This is a genomic window from Timonella senegalensis JC301 (genome assembly GCF_000312125.1).
Classification (GTDB): Bacteria; Actinomycetota; Actinomycetes; order Actinomycetales; family Cellulomonadaceae; genus Timonella; species Timonella senegalensis.
Genome location: NZ_HE978644.1, coordinates 121,833 through 139,926, shown reverse-complemented (window position 1 = coordinate 139,926; position 18,094 = coordinate 121,833). Strand labels below are relative to the sequence as shown.

The window sequence follows — 18,094 nt, the reverse complement described above, 5'->3', positions numbered from 1 at the left end:
CATTCCGCGGTTGACCCCAACGCGCTACGGCCCCTGCCACTGCCTTCAGTGCGTTCATGTCCGACTCCACGTATCTCGTACCTAGACCCACGCTTGAGGGTTTGATACCCGGAGAGTGTCTCTGCCACCTGCACTTTTACACACTGATTTTCGACGATTGCCCCACCTTCGCGTTGAAGGTGGGGCAATCGTCGAAAATCAGTGAGTGCGGCCGCAAAGCGGCCGAACAGGGCGCTGGGACTATCCGAAGCGGCCGGAGATGTAGTCCTCAGTGGCCTGCATGCGCGGCGAGGAGAACATGGTTGAGGTGTCGTCGATCTCGATGAGTTTGCCGGGCTTGCCGGTGCCCGCGATGTTGAAGAACGCGGTCTTGTCGGACACGCGCGCCGCCTGCTGCATGTTGTGCGTGACGATCACAATCGTGTAGTCGGACTTGAGCTCGTGCATGAGGTCCTCGATCGCGAGGGTTGAGATGGGGTCGAGCGCGGAGCACGGCTCGTCCATGAGAAGCACATCGGGCTTGACCGCGATGGCACGGGCAATGCAGAGGCGCTGCTGCTGACCACCGGACAGGGACGAGCCTGGGCGGTCAAGGCGGTCCTTGACCTCGTTCCACAGGTTTGCGCCGCGCAGGGACTCCTCCACCAGCGCCTCCGCGTCCGACTTGGCAATCTTCTTGGAGTTCAGGCGGACACCTGCGAGTACGTTCTCCGCGATCGACATCGTGGGGAACGGGTTGGGACGCTGGAACACCATGCCGATGTGGCGGCGCACAGCTACCGGGTCGACGCCCGGACCGTAGAGATCCTCGCCGTCGAGCAGCGCCTGGCCCTCAACGCGCGCGCCCGGGATGACCTCGTGCATGCGGTTCAGGGTGCGCAGGAAGGTGGACTTGCCACAACCCGAAGGGCCGATGAGCGCCGTGATCGAGCGGGCCTCGATCTCCATGTTGACGCCCTCGACTGCCTTGAAGTCGCCGTAGTAGACGTCCAGGTCCTTGACATCGATTCGCTTTGACATTGTTTTACTCTCTTTAGCCAAGGCACGCGTTAAGGGCCTCGGGGGTTTTCGTTAGGGCAGGGGCTGCGGCGTGTGCCGGTCAGCGCTCCAGCTTGGGGGCAAAGTACTTGGAGATCATGCGGGCCAGGATGTTGAGCACCATGACGATCACGATCAGGACGAGGGCCGCGCCCCAGGCGCGGTCCACGCCGATGCCGCCCTGCTGGTACTGGCGGTAGGCGAACACCGGCAGGGTCGCCATGCGGCCTTGGAGCAGGTTCCAGTTGACGTCCGCGGCGATGCCGATCGTCAGCAGCAGTGGCGCGGTTTCACCGATGACTCGGGCGATCGCGAGCATGACACCCGTGACGATTCCGCCGATCGCGGTGCGTAGAACAACCTTGAAGATCGTGCGGGCTTTGGTGACGCCCAGCGCGTAGGATGCCTCGCGCAGCTCGTTGGGCACGAGGCGCAGCATCTCCTCCACGGAGCGGATGACCACCGGGGTCATCAGGACTGCGAGCGCCGTGGCGCCCATGATGCCGGCGCGGTACGCGGGGCCAAACAGGAGCGTGAAGAGCGAGAATGCGAACAGACCTGCCACGATGGACGGGATACCCGTCATGACGTCCACAAAGAAGGTGACGCCGCGGGCGAGACCTCCGCGTCCGTACTCCACGAGGTAGATCGCGGTGAGGATGCCGATGGGCACCGAGATCGCGGTTGCGGCAAGGGTCACCAGGATGGTTCCCCAGATCGCGTGGTAATGCCGCCCTCGGTCATCTCGCCGAACACGCCCACCATGTTGGTGTTCAGGAAGTCGAAGGTGATGACCCCAGCGCCGTTCTTGATCACGGTCCACAGGAGCGAGACCAGAGGGATCAGAGCCAAGCCGAACGCCACCGTCACCATTGTGGTGGCAAAGCGGTCGGTTGCGTACCGCGAGCCCTCGTACCTGTAGGAGATGAGGGTGAGCGCGGCCGCGTAGATCGCCACGGTCAGTGCGATGACGCTCGCAATGGAGTCCTTGGACAGGAGCGCGAGCAGGCCGTACGAGAACACGAGGCTCCCGCCGAGAACCGCCCAGGGCGCCCACTTAGCCAGGCGTGGCATCGAGGCGAAGACGCCCGCGGTACCAGCTGAGGTTACGGTTGCTTGGCTCATCAGTTAGCTCCACTAAATTCACTGCGGCGCGCGATGATCCAGCGTGCCAGCATGTTCACCGCGAGGGTGATGACGAACAGCGCCAGGCCCGTTGCAATAAGCGTGGAGACGGATAGTCCCGACGCTTCAGGGAACTTGGCGGCGATGTTCGCGGCGATGGTTTGGTGCTGCCCAGGCTTGAGCAGGAAGAAGGAGAACAGGGTTCCCGGCGACAGGATCATGAGGACTGCCATGGTCTCGCCGAGCGCGCGACCCAGGCCGAGCATCGAGGCGGAGACGACGCCCGAACGCCCGAACGGGATAACCGCCATGCGGACCAATTCCCAGCGGGTTGCGCCAAGGGCGAGAGCCGCTTCCTCGTGCAGGCGTGGGGTCTGGAGGAACACCTCGCGGGCGACTGCGGTGATGATCGGCAGGATCATCACTGCGAGCACGAGGCTCGCGGTCAGAATATTCTTGGCTGGTGCTTGGTATCCCTCAAACAGCGGGATGAAGCCAAGCGCTGAGGTCATCCACTTGAACACGGGGTCGAGGACCGGGGCGAGCCACAGCGCGCCCCACAGGCCGTAGACCACCGAGGGGATCGCCGCAAGAAGGTCAATCACGTAGCCTAGCGGGCCGGCGAGCTTGCGCGGCGAGTAGTGGGAGATGAAGAGTGCGATGCCCACCGACAATGGGACAGCTACGAGCAGCGCCAGAAGCGATGCGAGCAAGGTGCCAAAGATCAGCGGTGCTACGTAGTCCAGGAGGTTGTCCGCCTTGAACCACGAAATCTTGTTGAGTTCCTCGGGGCTGGCCACAATAGCAGGCCACGCCTTGTAGATCAGGAACCCGGCCACTGCCGCGAGAATGACCAGGATGGTCAGTCCCGCGGCAGTGGACAGGTACTCGAACCATCGGGCCCCCAGTGCCGAGCCAGCTTTGCGGCCGCCCGCCGAGACGAAGGAGGATCCCTCGCCCCGTGGGGCTTCCGCCGCGGAGCGTTGCGGCTGCGCGGGCGTTCCCGCCGCCGGCGTCTCCGCCTGCTGGGTTGAAGCGGGAGCCGCGTATTGCTCGGTCCCTACGTCCATGTTTTCTCGCACTGTGTTCACCGGGGTATTTGAGGTTTGCCTGAGAGGTTAGATCACTTGGAGGTGATCGAGTTGATTGCTGCAACGACCTCGGTGCGCAGCGCGTCCGAGATAGGTGCGGAGCCCGCAACGTCTGCTGCCGAAGCCACGGTCTGGCCCTCGGTCGAGGCGACGTAGTTGAGGAAGGCCTTGACATTGGTTGCGTCCTCGGAGGTCTCGTAGACCGAGCAGGCCACCGAGTACGAGATCAGAACCAGCGGGTAGGCGCCGGCCTCGGTGGTGGTGCGGTCGAGTTCGACCACGAGGCGCTTGTCGGTTGCGTCGGCTGCGCGTGGGCTTGCGTCCACAACCTTGGCTGCTGCCTCCGCGGAGAATGGAACGTAGCTCTCGCCGACCTTCAGGGCAACGGTTCCGAGGTCACCGGCGCGGGATGCGTCCGCGTAGCCGATTGCGCCCTCAGCACCGGTGACGGTGTCGATGAGGCCCGAGGTTCCGTTACCGGACTGGGTTCCGGAGATCGGCCAGTCACCCGAGGCCTCGTGGGTCCATGCGCCGTTCGAAGCAGCCGCGAGGTACTCGGTGAAGTTCTCAGTGGTGCCGGACTCGTCCGAGCGGTTGACCGGGATGATCGCGAGGTCAGGGAGTTCAACGCCCTCGTTCTCTGCTGCGATGGCTGGGTCGTTCCAGTTCTTGATGTCGCCGTTGAAGATCTTTGCGATCAGTTCGCCCGACATGTTGATGTGCTCAGCGTCCACGCCTGGCAGGTTGTAGACAACCGCGATTGGCGAGATGTAGAGGGGAAGCTCGAGAGCCTCGCCGCCGTAGCAGCGGTCCGCAGCCGCGGTCAGCTCTTCTTCCTTGAGTGGAGCGTCGGTTCCAGCGAACTGCACGCCACCGGAGAGGAACTGCTCGCGTCCACCGCCGGATCCGACGGCCTCATAGGTAACGGTCAGGTCTGGTGCGACCGATGCGAGGGTGGCGATCCAACCGCCCATTGCCTTTTCCTGCGAGGAGGCGCCAGCGCCGGCGATGGAGCCTGCTGCTGCGCTCTCGGAGGATTCTGGGGCGGTTGCGGAACCGGTTGCGTCCGGGGTTTCGTCCTGCTTGACCGCGTCGGATCCACATGCCGTCAACGCAAGTGCGAGTGCACCGGTAAGCGCTGTACCTGCCAGAACTCGGCTCTTTACGTTCTTCACTGTGTTGTACCTATCTCGGTAAGGAAAGTTCGTTGGTGGCAGGTTTTCCTGCTCACAACTAGAAAGTAGGAGCCGCAAGTGACGGGATTTTGCTTTCGAGGTGAATCAAAGATGAACACTGAGTGCCGTTTCAAACCCGCAGTTGTCCCGCGGATGAACTGGCTCGACGGTCCTGGGTAGCGCTCGCTGTTACCATCTGGAGATGGGCGTGATCTTCATGTGCGGGCCGGCTGGTTCAGGCAAGTCGTTTGTGGCGAGGCAGTACGAGGAGTTGGGGTGCGTGCGCCTGTCATTCGACACTGAGGCTTGGGCTCAGGGGTATCGCGAGATGCCGTTGGCACAGAACGTCCATCAGCAGATCGAGCGACTTCTGCGCCGCCGGTTGATCGAACTTGTGCGCGCTGGTCACGATGTCGTGCTTGATTTTTCGTTCTGGTCACAAGAAATGCGGGATGAATATCGTGGCATTCTCAGACCCTTGGGTGTTACGCCCACAGTTGTGTATCTGCGCACTTCGAGGGCGGTTGCTCTCGAGCGGGTGCGTTCCCGGTCGCAGTCCCACGGCGACGACTTCGTTCTCTTGGACTCCGTTGCCCAGCGATATTTTGATAATTTCGAGGTTCCGACTGCGCTCGAGGGCCCTTTGGTCACCCTGGATGGCGAGTCACGGGAACCCGTCGCGCTCCCGATTTTTTAGCGTCACACAGCCCTGTGGTTCAGGTGATTGCATCACCTGTGCACCAGATTTCCGACGAGTCCCCAGTTTCGCCGTTCGGCTCGCTTCATCCCGGGCCATCGTGCTACAGGTCGACATAACCCAGACGCAACGAGACCCACCCCCTTCCAGTGAAGGGGGTGGGTCTCGTGGATTATCAGGGCAGGAGCCGGGCTAGGCGGCCGGTTCGGCGAACTTGTAGCCGAGCCCGCGAACTGTGAGGACAAGCTGCGGTGAGCCGGGGTCCTCCTCGATCTTGGCGCGGATGCGCTTGACGTGAACGTCGAGGGTCTTGGTGTCCCCCACGTAGTCGGAGCCCCACACGCGGTCGATGAGCTGGCCGCGGGTCAGCACGCGCCCGGCATTGCGCAGGAGGTACTCGAGCAGGTCGAATTCCTTGAGCGGGAACTGCACGGCCTCACCGTTCACAGTGACGATATGGCGCTCGACGTCCATCTTGACTGGACCGGCCACGAGGACCTGGGTCTCGTCCTCAAGCGGAGCACGCTCCGCCGACTCAACGGAGCCGGCGGCTTGGTGGCGTCGCAGGACCGCACGCATACGCGCCAGCAACTCGCGGAACGAGTACGGCTTGGTGACGTAGTCGTCGGCGCCGAGCTCGAGGCCCACGACCTTGTCAATCTCTCCGTCCTTGGCGGTCAGCATGATGACCGGGACGTCACCGCGGATGCGGAGCTCGCGGCACACCTCGGTCCCCGACAGCCCGGGAAGCATCAGGTCGAGCAGGACGAGGTCCGGCTGCTCCGCATCGTACGCGTCCAGCGCCTCTAGGCCGTTCTCCACGGCCACCACATCAAAGCCCTCGCGAGTGAGCTGGTAAGTCAGCGGCTCACGGTACGACTCTTCGTCTTCAACTACCAGAATGCGCGTCACGCGCCGTCCTCCCTCTTGGGTGCTGCTTGCGGGCGAGGCGCGGAACGCACCTCAAGTACATCGGTTGGAAGTAAAACTCGGTTGGGTCGGTGGAGGCGAGTGTTGCCGTCCGACTCGGACTCCTCGGGGCTCTGCGCGGATGCGGCCTCGAAAGGAGGAAGCGTTGTGGCATCCCCTGGGTCTGCATCAGCGACCGCCGGGATGCGCAGGGTAAAGGTCGAACCCTTACCTTCCTGGGACCACACTGTCACATCGCCACCGTGGTCGGCGGCAACGTGCTTGACGATGGACAGGCCGAGGCCCGTCCCTCCCGTCGCGCGGGAGCGGGCAGGGTCCACACGGTAGAAACGCTCGAACACGCGGGCCTGCTGCTCGACGGGAATACCAAAGCCCTGGTCCACCACCGAAATCTCGATGAGCTCACCGCGACGGTGCACACCCACACCCACCGAGGTGTGCTCGGGTGAGTAGGCCACTGCGTTGTCCACAAGGTTGCGTACTGCCGTGACCAGCAGGTTGTGGTCCCCGTAGACATATACCTCGGAGTCACCTCCCACGGTGATCGAGATGTCTTTGCCCTGCGCAACAACGCGGGCGCGGTCCGTGGCCTCCTCAATCACGCCGGCAACCTCAACAATGGAGACCGGGTGCGAAGAGCCCTGGAGCTGAAGTCGGGACAGCTCGATAATTTCCTGGACCAGCTGAGCCAGGCGCTTGGACTCCTGACTCATGCGGCCGGCAAAGTGGCGCACGGCTTCCGGATCGTCCGCCGCATCCTGCAGGGTCTCGGCCAGCAGACCGATAGCGCCCACGGGGGTCTTCAGTTCGTGCGAGACGTTGACGGTGAAGTCGCGGCGGATCGTCTCCACGCGCTTGGCCTCCGTCTTGTCCTCCGCAAGAACCACAATGTGTTTGGAGTCGAGCTGCGCCACGCGCACCTGGAGCATGACTCGCCCGCGTCCGACCGGGCCGCGAGGCAACTCCAGTTCCTCATCCGCGATGAGTCCCGACCTGCGCACGGAATCAATCATGTCCTGGATGGCGGGGTGCACGATCCGTTCGCCCCGGACCACACCGAGCGCGTAAGCGGGAGCGGACGCACGCACAACGGTGTCGTCCTCCTTGATCACCACAGCGGCCGAACGTAGAACCGCGAGCACGCGAATGACCCCGTCCTCCAATACGTCAGGGGTCGGCGGGGGCTGCTGGCCCTTTTGTTGTTCCGAGTACCAGAACGCCAGCATTGCAAAGAAACCGACGATGAGCCCCACCGCACCTGCGGCTAGGAGCTGAGTGTATTCCACCCCAATAGACTACGTTGCGCGGGCCCCAAAATCCTCAACGATGCCCCGCCCACGATCCAGAAACGGCTAAAACATGCGGAATTGGCTCCCTGCCCGGGTCAAGAGTTCATAGTCATGACACCAACAGTTCACCTAGCCGATTCCCCCGCCACACTTGACCTTGGAAAAGTAGGCACCATCAACGCCAACCTGACGCGCCGGTCACGGACTGCTCTACGTCCCGCGCTCAGAGCACACACAGAAGCATGAGGAACACAATGCGCAAGATCTTCGAGGCCGAGCTCCAAGCCCTCGGCGGAGACCTCGACCAGATGGCCGAGCTCGTGCAATCCGCAATCACCCGCGCCGGCCAAGCCCTGCTCACCCAGGACATTGCTCTGGCTCAGCAGGTCATCGCCGACGACCACCACATCGACGCCCTCGAACGCGAGCTCGACGAGCGCTGCGTTCACCTACTCGCGCAGCAGCAACCCGTGGCCACCGACCTCCGCGTGGTCCTCACCGCGCTCCGCATCTCCGCAAGCCTCGAGCGCATGGGCGATCTGGCCCGACACATCGCCGAAAGCGTGCGCCGCGCCTACCCGAACCCTGCAGTTGCCCCGCAGCTCACCGAGATCTTCGAGGGCATGGCCGGCGCCTCACAGCGCGTGGGCAAGCGCGTATATGGGCTCGTCACTTCGCACGACCTCGACGTTGCAGGAACCATCGAACGCGACGACGACCTGCTGGACAACTTCCACAACGACGTGTTCACCGCACTCCTGGGTGGCGAGTGGCAGGGCACGACCCAGCAAGCCGTCGACGCAACGCTGCTGTCTCGCTACTTTGAGCGCTTCGGGGACCACGGCGTCTCCGTTGCGCGCCGCATCAACTACCTGGTAACAGGGGACTTCGACAAGTCCCTCCTCGCCGACTGACCTCCAAAAGGGAGCAGACAGGCCCTTCCCCGCCGACTAGCCACCCCGCGGTGGGCGCGCTGGTAGGTGCGCACAATCGTCGAGAATCAGGGGCCGCAAGGCACAACCAGCGAGACCGCCATTTTTGTTCGATTCCGGCTGTAGAACAGACAGAATCGAACAAAACTGGCGGTCTCGCTGCGTAAATACGTGCGTAAATGACCACCCAACAAACGCGTGAGGCCCCGCCGGAAGAATCCGGCGGGGCCTCACGCGTAAGCGAAAGCTAAAGGGTTACTTCTTGCCCTGGTTAGCTACAGCCTCAGCAGCTGCCTTGGCAGCCTCTGGGTCGAGGTAACGGCCACCCTTGGTGATTGGCTTGAAGTTCTCGTCCAGCTCGTACACCAGTGGCATACCAGTTGGGATGTTGAGCTCCGCGATGTCCTCGTCCGAGATTTCGTCAAGGAGCTTCACGAGCGCACGCAGCGAGTTACCGTGAGCGGCAACCATGACGGTCTTGCCGGCCTTGAGGTCGGCCTGGATGTCGCCCTCCCAGTAAGGGATCTCGCGCTCAAGGACATCCTTGAGGCACTCGGTGCGCACAGCAGCAGCGTCACCAACGTAACGAGGGTCAGCGTCCTGGCTGAACTCGGTGCCAGCCTCGATTGCTGGAGGTGGGGTGTCGTACGAACGGCGCCACAGCATGAACTGCTCCTGGCCGTACTCCGCAAGGGTCTGAGCCTTGTCCTTGCCCTGGAGAGCACCATAGTGGCGCTCGTTCAGGCGCCAGTCGCGCTTCACCGGGATCCAGTGGCGGCCAGCAGCCTCGAGAGCGAGGTTGGCGGTGGTGATGGCGCGAAGCAGCATCGAGGTGTGCACAACATCTGGGAGGATGCCGGCTTCCTTGAGCATTTCGCCGCCGCGTGCGGCTTCTTCGCGGCCCTTCTCGGAGAGCTGCACGTCAACCCAACCGGTGAAGAGGTTCTTAGCGTTCCATTGGCTCTCGCCGTGGCGGAGCAAAACAAGCGTGTAAGTCATACCATCTATCCTGCCATTGTCTGGGCCCCCAAGGAGGGGCCTTTCGTCCGATTCGACGAATGTTCCTCACTGTTCATCTGCAATGCGCGCTGATGAACCGCACTTTCATACACCTCGAGGGTTGCCTTGGCAGTGTTCTCCCAGGTGAAGGTTGCTGCTACTGCGCGGGCCTCGCCTGCAAGGCGAGAACGCAGTTGGGGGTCGGACAGAACGCTACCCAGAGCGTTTGCCCAACTCTCTGGCCGGTGATCCCGGACCAGGAGGCCTGAAATATTGTGCTTGACGGCAATCTTGAGTCCACCCACGCACGAGGCAATCACGGGCGTCCCGCACGCCTGGGCCTCGAGGGCGACTAGCCCAAAACTCTCCGACCGAGAAGGCATGGCCACGACGTCCGCGACACGGAACCAAGCCGCCAACTCGGGGCGTGTGGCCGGGAGTTCGAACCGCACGTTTGCCTCGATGCCTTGCCTACGCACGCGCTCCTTGAGCTCGCTCAGGGCGTGCTTGCGACCCGACGCCCCGCCAAGGATGACGAGGGTGGGGACGGACTCGCTGCTGGTGGCCCTGCGCGCGAGAATCCCGAGCGCGTCTACGAGGACGTCTGGACCCTTGAGCGGCTGGACGCGGCCGGCAAACACAATGACCTTCTCGGTGGATCCGAGGCCGAGGGAGGCGCGCTCGTGTTCGCGGGCGCCCACTCCGACGGAGAGCGGCGCAACCGGGGAGAACGCACCCAGGTCAACGCCTGGCGCCACTACGTGCACGGCTGCCGGATCGGCGTCATAGAACTCCTCAAGTTCCATCGCCTCGATGTCCGTGTTGGCGATCAGCGCATCCGACTCGGCAACAACCTGCTCCTCACCGATGATGCGGCCCTTGGGTTCGGGCTTGTCTGCGGGCGCAATGTGGGCGTTCTTGACCCTCGCCATGGTGTGCATGGAGTGGACGAGCGGCACGCCCCAGTGCTCCGCCACAATCGCGCCAACCTGACCGGACAGCCAGTAGTGCGAGTGCACCACGTCGTAGGGGCTTTCTGACACCGCAGTGCGAAGGACACCGCGCGCAAAGTAGCTCAACTGGCCGGGGAGGTCTTCCTTTTTCAGGCCCTCGTACGGCCCCGCGGTGACGTGTCGGACCGAAACACCTGGCTCAACCTCGACCACATCGGGCTGTTCGGGAGAGGTGCGGCGCGTGAAGATGTCCACCTGCGCGCCCTGCTGTGCAAGAGCGGCGGCCAACTCGGTGATGTATACGTTCATCCCACCGGCGTCCCCAATACCTGGCTGCGCGAGCGGGGACGTGTGTACGGACAGCATGGCTACGCGCGGGGAGCGCGCCGCTAACCTGTTTACCGCAGACATGTACCACCTGAGTGTTTGTTGGATACTCTATTTTCCCATTAGGCGGCGCGGAATCCAACAGGCGTCTCATTGCTGTGAGAACCGTTACGATCGCTCCAGCGGGCCGTAGGTCCCATGACTACCTGACACCGAGTACCGAAAATTGAACCTATGGACACCCAATTTGATCCACTCGCAAGCATCCGCGATCTGCTCGGCGACGACCCTGCGCCCACCACCGTGGTGCCAGCGACGCCCGAAGAGGTCGCCACTTTCGATGACGATGCAATGGTGTGTACGTGCAACAACGTCAACGCCGGCGAGATCCGCTCACTGATCCGCTCGGGCGAATGCTCGTCGCTGGATGACATCCAGGTCCGCACGCGCGCCGGAGGCGGCTGCGGTGCCTGCATCCCGTTCGTCGCCGGAATCGTCAACGTTGAGCTTGGTTGCTGCGGCGGCAAATAGACTCCACGCTCTCCGGAGGTTCCGCCATACCTCCGGACACGTGCAAGAAAAGCGATGGATCCGATGCCTAGGTATCGGATCCATCGCTTTGTTCTGTGGCTACCGTGTCGCTACCTAATCAGTACTGCGCAATGAGGCACTCGCTCTTGTGCTGCTACTTGACCGGAAGCACGCACGCCGCGACCTCAAGAGGGCTGGAAGAGACGACCCGTCCGCTTCCCTTGTTCAGGTCAACGGCCAGGGTGTCCAGGGTTGCCGAGTTCTGGTTTGCCACAACCACGAGTTCTAGGTCCGCAAGCTCGCCCTCACCCGCACCAAGCGCACGGAAGTGCCGAGGCCAGGCGCCTCCCACTGAGACCTCGCCGAGCAGGTCCACGCCGCCTTGGCCGTCCAAAGCGTGCACAGACAGGGTGTCCGTGCCTCGCACCGCAGTGAACAGCCGCGTACCGTCCTCGGAGACCTCAATGTGCGAGGGGTAATTGGGCTTACCCTCCACGGGGGTGCCGGCGGGCACCTGCCCGATGAGCGCCCCATTCCCGGTGGCCTGGTCCACCTTAATCACGAAGATCTGTGGATCGAGTTCCCCTGCCACGTAGGCGAGGTCGCCCGGGCCGAACGCGATGTGCCGCGGCCCGGAGCCAGCGGGAAGGGTCACGGCTGAGCCGAGGGACTTGAGCGAGCGCCCCCGTGGCCCCGGGGCCATCTGGTACTTGAACACCGTGTCGGCGCCGAGGTCCGCAACCCACACGTACTGGGTGCCGGGTACCTGAGCGGCGAAGTGGGCGTGTGGGCCCTCTTGGCGGTCCGCGACTGGGCCCGTGCCGAATTGCTGGAACAGCTCACCGGTGGGTTCACCCTGCGAGGCTTGAGTGGCTGCTAAAGGGGTTGAATGCGCGAACACGGATCCGCTTGAGTAATTCGTGGCAACGACTACTCCGCTGGACACGATGACGTGGCACGGGTGCCGACCCTGTGTTGAGGCGGATCCCACGAACTCCAGAGTGCCATTCTCCGCAACTGAGAATTGGGTGAGAGTGCCTTCTTCGTCCTCACTCACCGCGTAAAGCGAGCCCTGTTCGTCCAGGGTGACGAACGATGGCGACGAGATCTCAACTTCCCGAACGAGGCCCTCAATTGCACCATTGTTCCTGTTGAGGGTACCTTGCCAGATACCTTCTGGTTCCCCATCATCGCCGTGGCTTGGATACGTTCCGAAATAGATTCGCACGCGCATTCCTTTTCATCGTGGATTAACGCTCAATTAAAATGCAACTTCGAATGAAACGCACGATGGGGCGTTCTCCCCATTGGAGAACGCCCCATCGTTCAATACTAACGGATCAGTTTGCTGCGTCGTACGCCTCGCGGATCTCCTGCGAAATACGACCACGCTCGTTGACCTCAAAGCCGTTTGCGCGGGCCCATTCACGGATTTCGAGTGCGCTTGCGCCACCGGCAGCTACACGGCTGGTACGACGACCACCCTTTGCAGCCGCGCGACCGGTCTTGCGGCCGGCCTCGATGTACTGTGCCAGTGCTGCACGCAGTTCGCTGGCGTGAGCCGCATTCAGGTCGATCTCGTAAGCAACCGAGTCGAGCGAGAAGGTAACCGTCTCGTCCGCTGCGCCACCGTCGATGTCATCGACAAGAATTACTTGGACCTTCTGTGCCATTGCTCTACCCCTATTTGCTTGATCTAGAAGATATATCTTAAAGATCATTTCATCTGAGATAGTGCTCGTCAAATGAACGCGCTATTTCTCCGAGGTGGTTTCGCCTTCTGCTTCCGCTTCTTGCCGATCCAATTCGGCGAGCTGTGCTCGCTCGTTTCGGTCCGCCCGGATAATCGAACGCATTACGAAATAGAACAGGACACCAAGCCCAATTGAGGGAATTAGTGCACCTATTGCAATCCAAAAGCCTGACATTGCGCGCTCCTACCTGCCGCTAGTGATTCGGAAAAGATCAGTTCTGCGGCTTAACCAGAGGGAACAGAATGGTCTCGCGGATACCCAATCCTGTGATCGCCATGAGGAGGCGGTCGAGGCCCATTCCCATTCCACCGCTTGGAGGCATTGCGTACTCCATTGCGGTGAGGAAGTCCTCATCGAGAACCATTGCCTCATCGTCTCCAGCAGCTGCGAGCTTAGCCTGAGCCTCAAAACGCTGGCGTTGGATGACTGGGTCGACCAACTCGGAGTAGGCCGTGGCGAGCTCGAATCCGCGCACGTAGAGGTCCCACTTTTCCACAACGCCGGCCTTGGTGCGGTGGTCGCGGGTCAGCGGGGAGGTGTCCACTGGGAAGTCGCGGACAAAGGTTGGCGCGTACAGATCGTTGCCAACGTAGTGCTCCCACAGTTCTTCCACGAGCTTTCCGTGGTTGACCTTCTTGGGGTCCATCTTGATGTCGACTGCGTCCGCAAGCTTGGTGAGCTTCTCCACCGAGTCCTGCGGGGTGATCTCCTCGCCCAGCGCAGCAGACAGGGAGTCGTACATGGACAGTTCTGCCCAGTCGCCTCCGAGCTCGTACTCCTCGCCACTCGCGAGAGTCACGAGGGTCTCGCCGTCGTTCACTTCCTTGGCCGCGGTCTGCACGAGGTTCTTGGCCAGCTCAGCCATGGTGTTGTAGTCACCGTACGCCTCGTAGGCCTCGAGCATCGCGAACTCTGGCGAGTGGCTCGAGTCGGCGCCCTCGTTACGGAAGTTGCGGTTGATCTCGAAGACTCGCTCCAGGCCACCGACCACGGCGCGCTTCAGGAACAGTTCCGGCGCGATGCGCAGGTACAGCTCCATGTCGAAGGCGTTCATGTGGGTGACGAACGGGCGTGCGGAGGCACCACCGTGGATCGTCTGCAGCATCGGAGTTTCTATCTCGATAAAGTCGCGCCTGTGGAAGTTCTCACGCAGGGAGCGCACCACGGCTGCGCGCTTGCGTGCGTTGTCGCGAGCCGCAGGGCGCGCGATCAGGTCAACGTAACGCTGGCGGACGCGGGCTTCCTCAGAGAGTTCGGCAGCGGAGCCGTCCTCGCGGGAGTACAGGTTAGGGAGCGGACGCAGCGACTTGGCGGCAATTGCCCACTCGGTTGCGAAGATGGACAGCTCGCCGCGGCGTGAGGAAATCACGCGGCCCTTGGCAAACAGGTGATCTCCGAGATCCACGTCAGACTTGAACGCTGCAAGCGATTCCTCACCCACCTCGCCCTGCGACAGCATGATCTGGATGCGGTTGCCCTCGCCGTCCTGCAGGGACACAAAGCACAGCTTTCCGGTGTTGCGCAGGAATACGACGCGGCCTGCGAGGCCTACGACGTCCTGGGTTTCCTCGCCGGTTTCGAGGTGCGCGTACTGTTCACGCACGTCCTTGATGCTGTGAGTGCGACCCACCGATACCGGGTACGCCTCGCCTCCCTGCTCAATGAGGCGGGCGCGCTTCTCGCGGCGAACTCGCAACTGCTCGGGTACATCGTTCTCAGCGGGCACGTTAGCGGCGCTTGGCGCGGCATTCTTTGGGTCTACAGTCACCCGACAATTCTATCCGGCTGTTGCAAGTACGAAACTGGCTCGTTGGGTGGTTCGCCTCACGTTGCCAACCTTATTAGCGACGATTGACCTCCTACCAGCCAAGGCGTGCGCTGGGAGGAGGTCAATCGTCGTAAATCAGGCGGCGTTGCCGCCCAAGGTCAGCGGGAGACGAGGTCGAGGGCGAGATCCAAGATGGGGGCCGAGTGCGTGAGTGCGCCCACGGACATGTAGTCGACGCCGGTGGCAGCGATTCCGGCGGCACGTTCGAGGGTGACCGTGCCGGTGGCCTCGAGCTCGACTTTTCCGATTTCCGGTTCGCGGGGACGCAGTGCCGCGACCACTCGGGCCATCTCCTCGTTGGACATGTTGTCCAGGAGGAGGAAGCGTGCGCCAGCGTTCACTGCCTCGATGGCTTGGTCGAAGGTATCGGCTTCGACCTGGATAAGGACGTCGGGGAACATGGCGCGCACGGCGGCAACAGCGGCGGAGACCGAGCCTGCAGCGACCACGTGATTGTCCTTGACCATGGCCACGTCGTACAGGCCCATGCGCTTATTGGTGCCCCCTCCCGCGCGCACGGCGTATTTGTCGAGCTCGCGCAGCATCGGGGTGGTCTTACGCGTGTCGAGGACCATCGCGCCCGTCCCCGTTTCAAGGAGGATGTCCGCGAACCTGCGGGTCGCGGTGGCTACGCCGGAGGCACGCGAGGCGAGGTTCAGGAGCGAGCGCTCTGCAATCAGCAGTGCCTGGACGGGAGCGGTGAGCACGGCAAGGCGTTGGCCCGCGGTTACGCGGGCGCCGTCCTGCACGTCAAAGCTGACTGCAACTTCTCCCATGCCGAAACGTTCTGCGACCTGGGTCAACGCCTCGGGAAGCGCGGCGAGACCCGCGACCACGCCATCCTGGCGGGCCATGAGATGAGCGGTGACCTGCTCGGAGGGCGAGATCGTGGCAAAGGAGGTGACGTCGCGGCCGGGGAAACCGCCGAGGTCCTCATCGAGGGTGGCGCGCACTGCAGAGCGCAGCCATTCGCGGTCTAGCGGCGTCACGCCGGGCGCCATGGGGTCGAGTGGGGATTTGGTCTGGGACTCGGTCATTGTTCCTCGCCTGTGTGGGGTGATGCTGTCGGGTGGTGCTGGGGTGCGTGGTGCTGGAGTGATGCTCGGATACGTGGTGCTGGGTTTGTCGCGGCCAGATTGGGCCCACCGCGGCAGAGCCTCTGACGGGCCACCGCGGCAGAGCCGCGGCCCGTCAGTGGTGGTCGCCGCGCGTGAGCGGGGCCGTGTCCGTGACGAGTTTGCCGTCCAAGCCAATGCGCGTCACCACGCGCAGCAGCCAGTCGCTGTCTTGCTCCGGGTAGTCCGCCCGGAAGTGTCCGCCGCGGCTCTCCGCGCGCAGCAGTGCGGCCGAGGCGAGCGCAAGTGAGACCACGTGGATGTTGGTGGCCTCCCACTCCGCGGCTTGCGGCAGCGTGAAGTGGTCCCCCTGGACGGGTTCCGGGATGGCCGCGTCTGTGCGGATCGAACCAAGCGTCTCCAGAGTCTGGGCTAACGAGGCACGAGTACGGGTCACCCCCGCTCCAGCCGTCATGGAGCGCTGGATCTTGGAGCGGGACGCGGCCATGACCAGGCCAGACTGGCCGGGGCGCTCCTGTGGTTCGCGCTGCGGCAGTTCTCCTGCCTCCATCCGGCGGGCGATGTCCTCGGCGGCGCGGTGAGCGAACACTATCCCCTCAAGTAGAGAATTTGAGGCCAAGCGGTTAGCTCCGTGTACGCCCGTGCAGGCCGACTCCCCCACCGCGTAGAGCCCGCGAAGGGTCGACCGTCCGGAGGCGTTGGTAAGGATTCCGCCGGAGTGGTAGTGCTGTGCTGGCGCGACTGGCACTGGCTCTGCGGTGATGTCAAAGCCTTGTGCGAGCAGAGACTCGTAGATGGTTGGGAAGCGGTTCTTTAGGAATTCGGCTCCGAGGTGGCGGGCGTCGAGGAACACGTGGTCCGAGCCCGTCTTTTCCATTTGCTCAACGATCGCGTGGGCGACCACGTCCCGAGGCGCCAACTCTGCCATCTCGTGGACGTTGGTCATGAACCGCTTGCCCTCGACGTCGATTAGGTACGCTCCCTCGCCGCGCACCGCCTCCGAAATGAGCGTCAGCTGGCCGCGAGCGCCGGAACCCAGCCACAGGACAGTGGGGTGGAACTGGACGAACTCAAGGTCAGCGAGGTCGGCTCCGGCCCGCAGCGCTGCGGCGATGCCATCCCCCGTGGACTGGGACGGGTTGGTCGAGGAGACGTAGAGCTGGCCGATACCACCCGTGGCGAGCACGACCGCACGGGCAAGCGCCGAGCCCACACCGTCTCGGGTACCCTCGCCTCGGACGTGCAGCGTGACCCCGCACGCTACCCTGCGGTCCTCGTCGTGTTCCTGCGGCTCGATCTTGCCTGCGGACGTGAGGATGTCGAGCACTTGAGCGTGCTCGATAATCTCGATTCCCGGGTCGTTACGCACGGCCTCGAGCTGGGCCACGAGCGCCCTAGAGATCTCGGCTCCCGTGGCGTCTCCACCCGCATGGGCAATGCGGTCGGCGTGGTGCCCACCCTCACGGGTGAGTGCGACCTCCCCGTCCGCCTCGACGTCGAACCGGGCGCCGCGTTCCATGAGTTCGCGCACTCGATCGGGACCCTCATTGACGAGGACCTCCACCGCGGCGGGATCACACAGTCCCGCTCCGGCCACGAGCGTGTCCTCCAGGTGTGCCCGAGGTGAGTCCTTGGGGTCGAGCGCTGCAGCGATTCCGCCCTGCGCCCAAACGGTTGAACCGGAGGACAACACGTCCTTGGTCACGAGCAATACTCGCCCGACTTGGTTGCGCAGCTCAAGGGCGGCGGTCAGTCCCGCAATTCCCGAGCCAACCACGATCACGTCCGCGTGGGCCACCCATCCCGGCTGTGCTGCGGAAAGCGAGGTGGGGATTGTTGGTGCGTCCGGACGGTGTGCGCTCGTGGTCATGTACAGAGATTATGCCTGAAATGGCGCAATGGGCAGGCCCGACGCTTCGAGTCCGTAGCCCGATGGAACGAGTCCCGGCTCGTTGGAGTTCTCAACGATCTTGTTCTCGTGGTCTACGAACACCACGTGAGGCAGGTAGTGCCTTGCCTCGGCGTCCGACATCATGCCATAGGCGATGATGATGATGAGGTCACCCGGGTCTACGAGGTGCGCGGCCGCGCCGTTGATGCAGATCTGGCCGCTTCCGGGCTCACCTGGGATGACGTACGTGGTCAGGCGCGAACCGTTGGTCACGTCGACGATGTCTACCTTCTGGCCCGGGTACAGGTCCGCCGCGAGAAGGAGATCGTTATCCACGGTTATGGAACCCACGTAGTGGAGGTCGGCCTGCGTCACGGTGGCGCGGTGGATCTTGCCGATCATCATGGGGCGTTGCAATGACGTCACTTTGAACAAATCCTAAGTAATTCTGGTCTTGG

16 protein-coding genes and 1 pseudogene are annotated in these 18,094 nt (G+C 63.0%); 3 read left to right on the top strand and 14 right to left on the bottom strand.

Annotated features, from left to right (window positions below; genetic code table 11):
* Window positions 1-240 precede the first annotated feature (240 nt).
* From pstB to pstS, 4 genes and pseudogenes are all read right to left on the bottom strand, one after another.
* Complete coding sequence (gene pstB / locus HGSM_RS11355; RefSeq protein WP_019148889.1) at window positions 241-1,020, bottom strand: phosphate ABC transporter ATP-binding protein PstB; 780 nt, start codon at window positions 1,018-1,020, stop codon at window positions 241-243.
* Between the two features lie 79 nt (window positions 1,021-1,099).
* Window positions 1,100-2,163, bottom strand: a pseudogene (gene pstA / locus HGSM_RS11350) (phosphate ABC transporter permease PstA).
* A complete protein-coding gene (pstC, locus tag HGSM_RS11345; protein WP_019148887.1) occupies window positions 2,163-3,233 on the bottom strand; it encodes a phosphate ABC transporter permease subunit PstC in 1,071 nt (356 codons plus the stop codon). The pseudogene pstA and the gene pstC overlap by 1 nt, the downstream one beginning before the upstream one ends.
* 53 nt (window positions 3,234-3,286) lie before the next feature.
* Complete coding sequence (pstS, locus tag HGSM_RS11340; protein ID WP_019148886.1) at window positions 3,287-4,429, bottom strand: phosphate ABC transporter substrate-binding protein PstS; 1,143 nt, start codon at window positions 4,427-4,429, stop codon at window positions 3,287-3,289.
* Between the two features lie 202 nt (window positions 4,430-4,631).
* Here pstS and HGSM_RS11335 point away from each other — a divergent pair, with 202 nt between their 5' ends.
* Entirely contained in the window at window positions 4,632-5,126 is a 495-nt protein-coding gene (locus tag HGSM_RS11335) for an AAA family ATPase (protein ID WP_040595124.1), read from the top strand.
* Between the two features lie 192 nt (window positions 5,127-5,318).
* On the opposite strand, the gene HGSM_RS11330 is transcribed toward HGSM_RS11335, so the two are convergent.
* Complete coding sequence (locus tag HGSM_RS11330) at window positions 5,319-6,038, bottom strand: response regulator transcription factor (RefSeq protein ID WP_019148884.1); 720 nt, start codon at window positions 6,036-6,038, stop codon at window positions 5,319-5,321.
* Window positions 6,035-7,342 (bottom strand): sensor histidine kinase, encoded by a 1,308-nt coding sequence (locus tag HGSM_RS11325; RefSeq protein ID WP_019148883.1) that lies wholly within the window; start codon window positions 7,340-7,342, stop codon window positions 6,035-6,037. Before HGSM_RS11325 ends, HGSM_RS11330 begins: the two co-directional genes overlap by 4 nt.
* A 257-nt stretch (window positions 7,343-7,599) precedes the next feature.
* On the opposite strand from HGSM_RS11325, the gene phoU reads away from it, so the two are divergent.
* On the top strand, window positions 7,600-8,259 hold the full coding sequence (gene phoU / locus HGSM_RS11320) for a phosphate signaling complex protein PhoU (RefSeq protein ID WP_019148882.1): 660 nt from the start codon (window positions 7,600-7,602) through the stop codon (window positions 8,257-8,259).
* A 273-nt stretch (window positions 8,260-8,532) separates the two neighbouring features.
* On the opposite strand, the gene HGSM_RS11315 is transcribed toward phoU, so the two are convergent.
* Both HGSM_RS11315 and mshA read right to left on the bottom strand, forming a co-directional pair.
* A complete protein-coding gene (locus HGSM_RS11315) occupies window positions 8,533-9,276 on the bottom strand; it encodes a phosphoglyceromutase (RefSeq protein ID WP_019148881.1) in 744 nt (247 codons plus the stop codon).
* Window positions 9,277-9,281: 5 nt separating this feature from the next.
* Entirely contained in the window at window positions 9,282-10,640 is a 1,359-nt protein-coding gene (gene mshA, locus HGSM_RS11310) for a D-inositol-3-phosphate glycosyltransferase (protein ID WP_051009854.1), read from the bottom strand.
* Between the two features lie 150 nt (window positions 10,641-10,790).
* Here mshA and HGSM_RS11305 point away from each other — a divergent pair, with 150 nt between their 5' ends.
* Entirely contained in the window at window positions 10,791-11,087 is a 297-nt protein-coding gene (locus tag HGSM_RS11305; protein ID WP_019148879.1) for a (2Fe-2S)-binding protein, read from the top strand.
* A gap of 154 nt (window positions 11,088-11,241) precedes the next feature.
* Here HGSM_RS11305 and HGSM_RS11300 read toward each other — a convergent pair whose 3' ends face one another.
* From HGSM_RS11300 to panD, 6 genes are all read right to left on the bottom strand, one after another.
* A complete protein-coding gene (locus HGSM_RS11300; protein WP_019148878.1) occupies window positions 11,242-12,315 on the bottom strand; it encodes a lactonase family protein in 1,074 nt (357 codons plus the stop codon).
* 112 nt (window positions 12,316-12,427) lie between these two features.
* Window positions 12,428-12,760, bottom strand: a complete 333-nt coding sequence (locus HGSM_RS11295; protein ID WP_019148877.1) for a histone-like nucleoid-structuring protein Lsr2 — start codon at window positions 12,758-12,760, stop codon at window positions 12,428-12,430.
* A gap of 292 nt (window positions 12,761-13,052) precedes the next feature.
* Complete coding sequence (gene lysS, locus HGSM_RS11290) at window positions 13,053-14,609, bottom strand: lysine--tRNA ligase (protein WP_019148875.1); 1,557 nt, start codon at window positions 14,607-14,609, stop codon at window positions 13,053-13,055.
* Window positions 14,610-14,767: 158 nt separating this feature from the next.
* Window positions 14,768-15,706 (bottom strand): carboxylating nicotinate-nucleotide diphosphorylase, encoded by a 939-nt coding sequence (gene nadC / locus HGSM_RS11285; RefSeq protein WP_019148874.1) that lies wholly within the window; start codon window positions 15,704-15,706, stop codon window positions 14,768-14,770.
* A gap of 154 nt (window positions 15,707-15,860) precedes the next feature.
* Window positions 15,861-17,615 carry an L-aspartate oxidase gene (locus HGSM_RS11280; protein WP_019148873.1) on the bottom strand — a complete coding sequence of 585 codons (1,755 nt, stop codon included), beginning with the start codon at window positions 17,613-17,615 and terminating at the stop codon, window positions 15,861-15,863.
* A 9-nt stretch (window positions 17,616-17,624) separates the two neighbouring features.
* On the bottom strand, window positions 17,625-18,062 hold the full coding sequence (panD, locus tag HGSM_RS11275; protein WP_040595123.1) for an aspartate 1-decarboxylase: 438 nt from the start codon (window positions 18,060-18,062) through the stop codon (window positions 17,625-17,627).
* Between the last annotated feature and the right edge of the window lie 32 nt (window positions 18,063-18,094).

Bases quoted from the DNA above. Each gene is read 5' to 3' on its own strand.
- pstB (WP_019148889.1), bottom strand. From the start codon at position 1,020: ATGTCAAAGCGAATCGATGTCAAGGACCTGGACGTCTACTACGGCGAC.
- pstC (WP_019148887.1), bottom strand. From the start codon at position 3,233: ATGGACGTAGGGACCGAGCAATACGCGGCTCCCGCTTCAACCCAGCAG.
- HGSM_RS11335 (WP_040595124.1), top strand. From the start codon at position 4,632: ATGGGCGTGATCTTCATGTGCGGGCCGGCTGGTTCAGGCAAGTCGTTT.
- phoU (WP_019148882.1), top strand. From the start codon at position 7,600: ATGCGCAAGATCTTCGAGGCCGAGCTCCAAGCCCTCGGCGGAGACCTC.
- HGSM_RS11315 (WP_019148881.1), bottom strand. From the start codon at position 9,276: ATGACTTACACGCTTGTTTTGCTCCGCCACGGCGAGAGCCAATGGAAC.
- mshA (WP_051009854.1), bottom strand. From the start codon at position 10,640: ATGTCTGCGGTAAACAGGTTAGCGGCGCGCTCCCCGCGCGTAGCCATG.
- HGSM_RS11305 (WP_019148879.1), top strand. From the start codon at position 10,791: ATGGACACCCAATTTGATCCACTCGCAAGCATCCGCGATCTGCTCGGC.
- HGSM_RS11295 (WP_019148877.1), bottom strand. From the start codon at position 12,760: ATGGCACAGAAGGTCCAAGTAATTCTTGTCGATGACATCGACGGTGGC.
- nadC (WP_019148874.1), bottom strand. From the start codon at position 15,706: ATGACCGAGTCCCAGACCAAATCCCCACTCGACCCCATGGCGCCCGGC.
- HGSM_RS11280 (WP_019148873.1), bottom strand. From the start codon at position 17,615: ATGACCACGAGCGCACACCGTCCGGACGCACCAACAATCCCCACCTCG.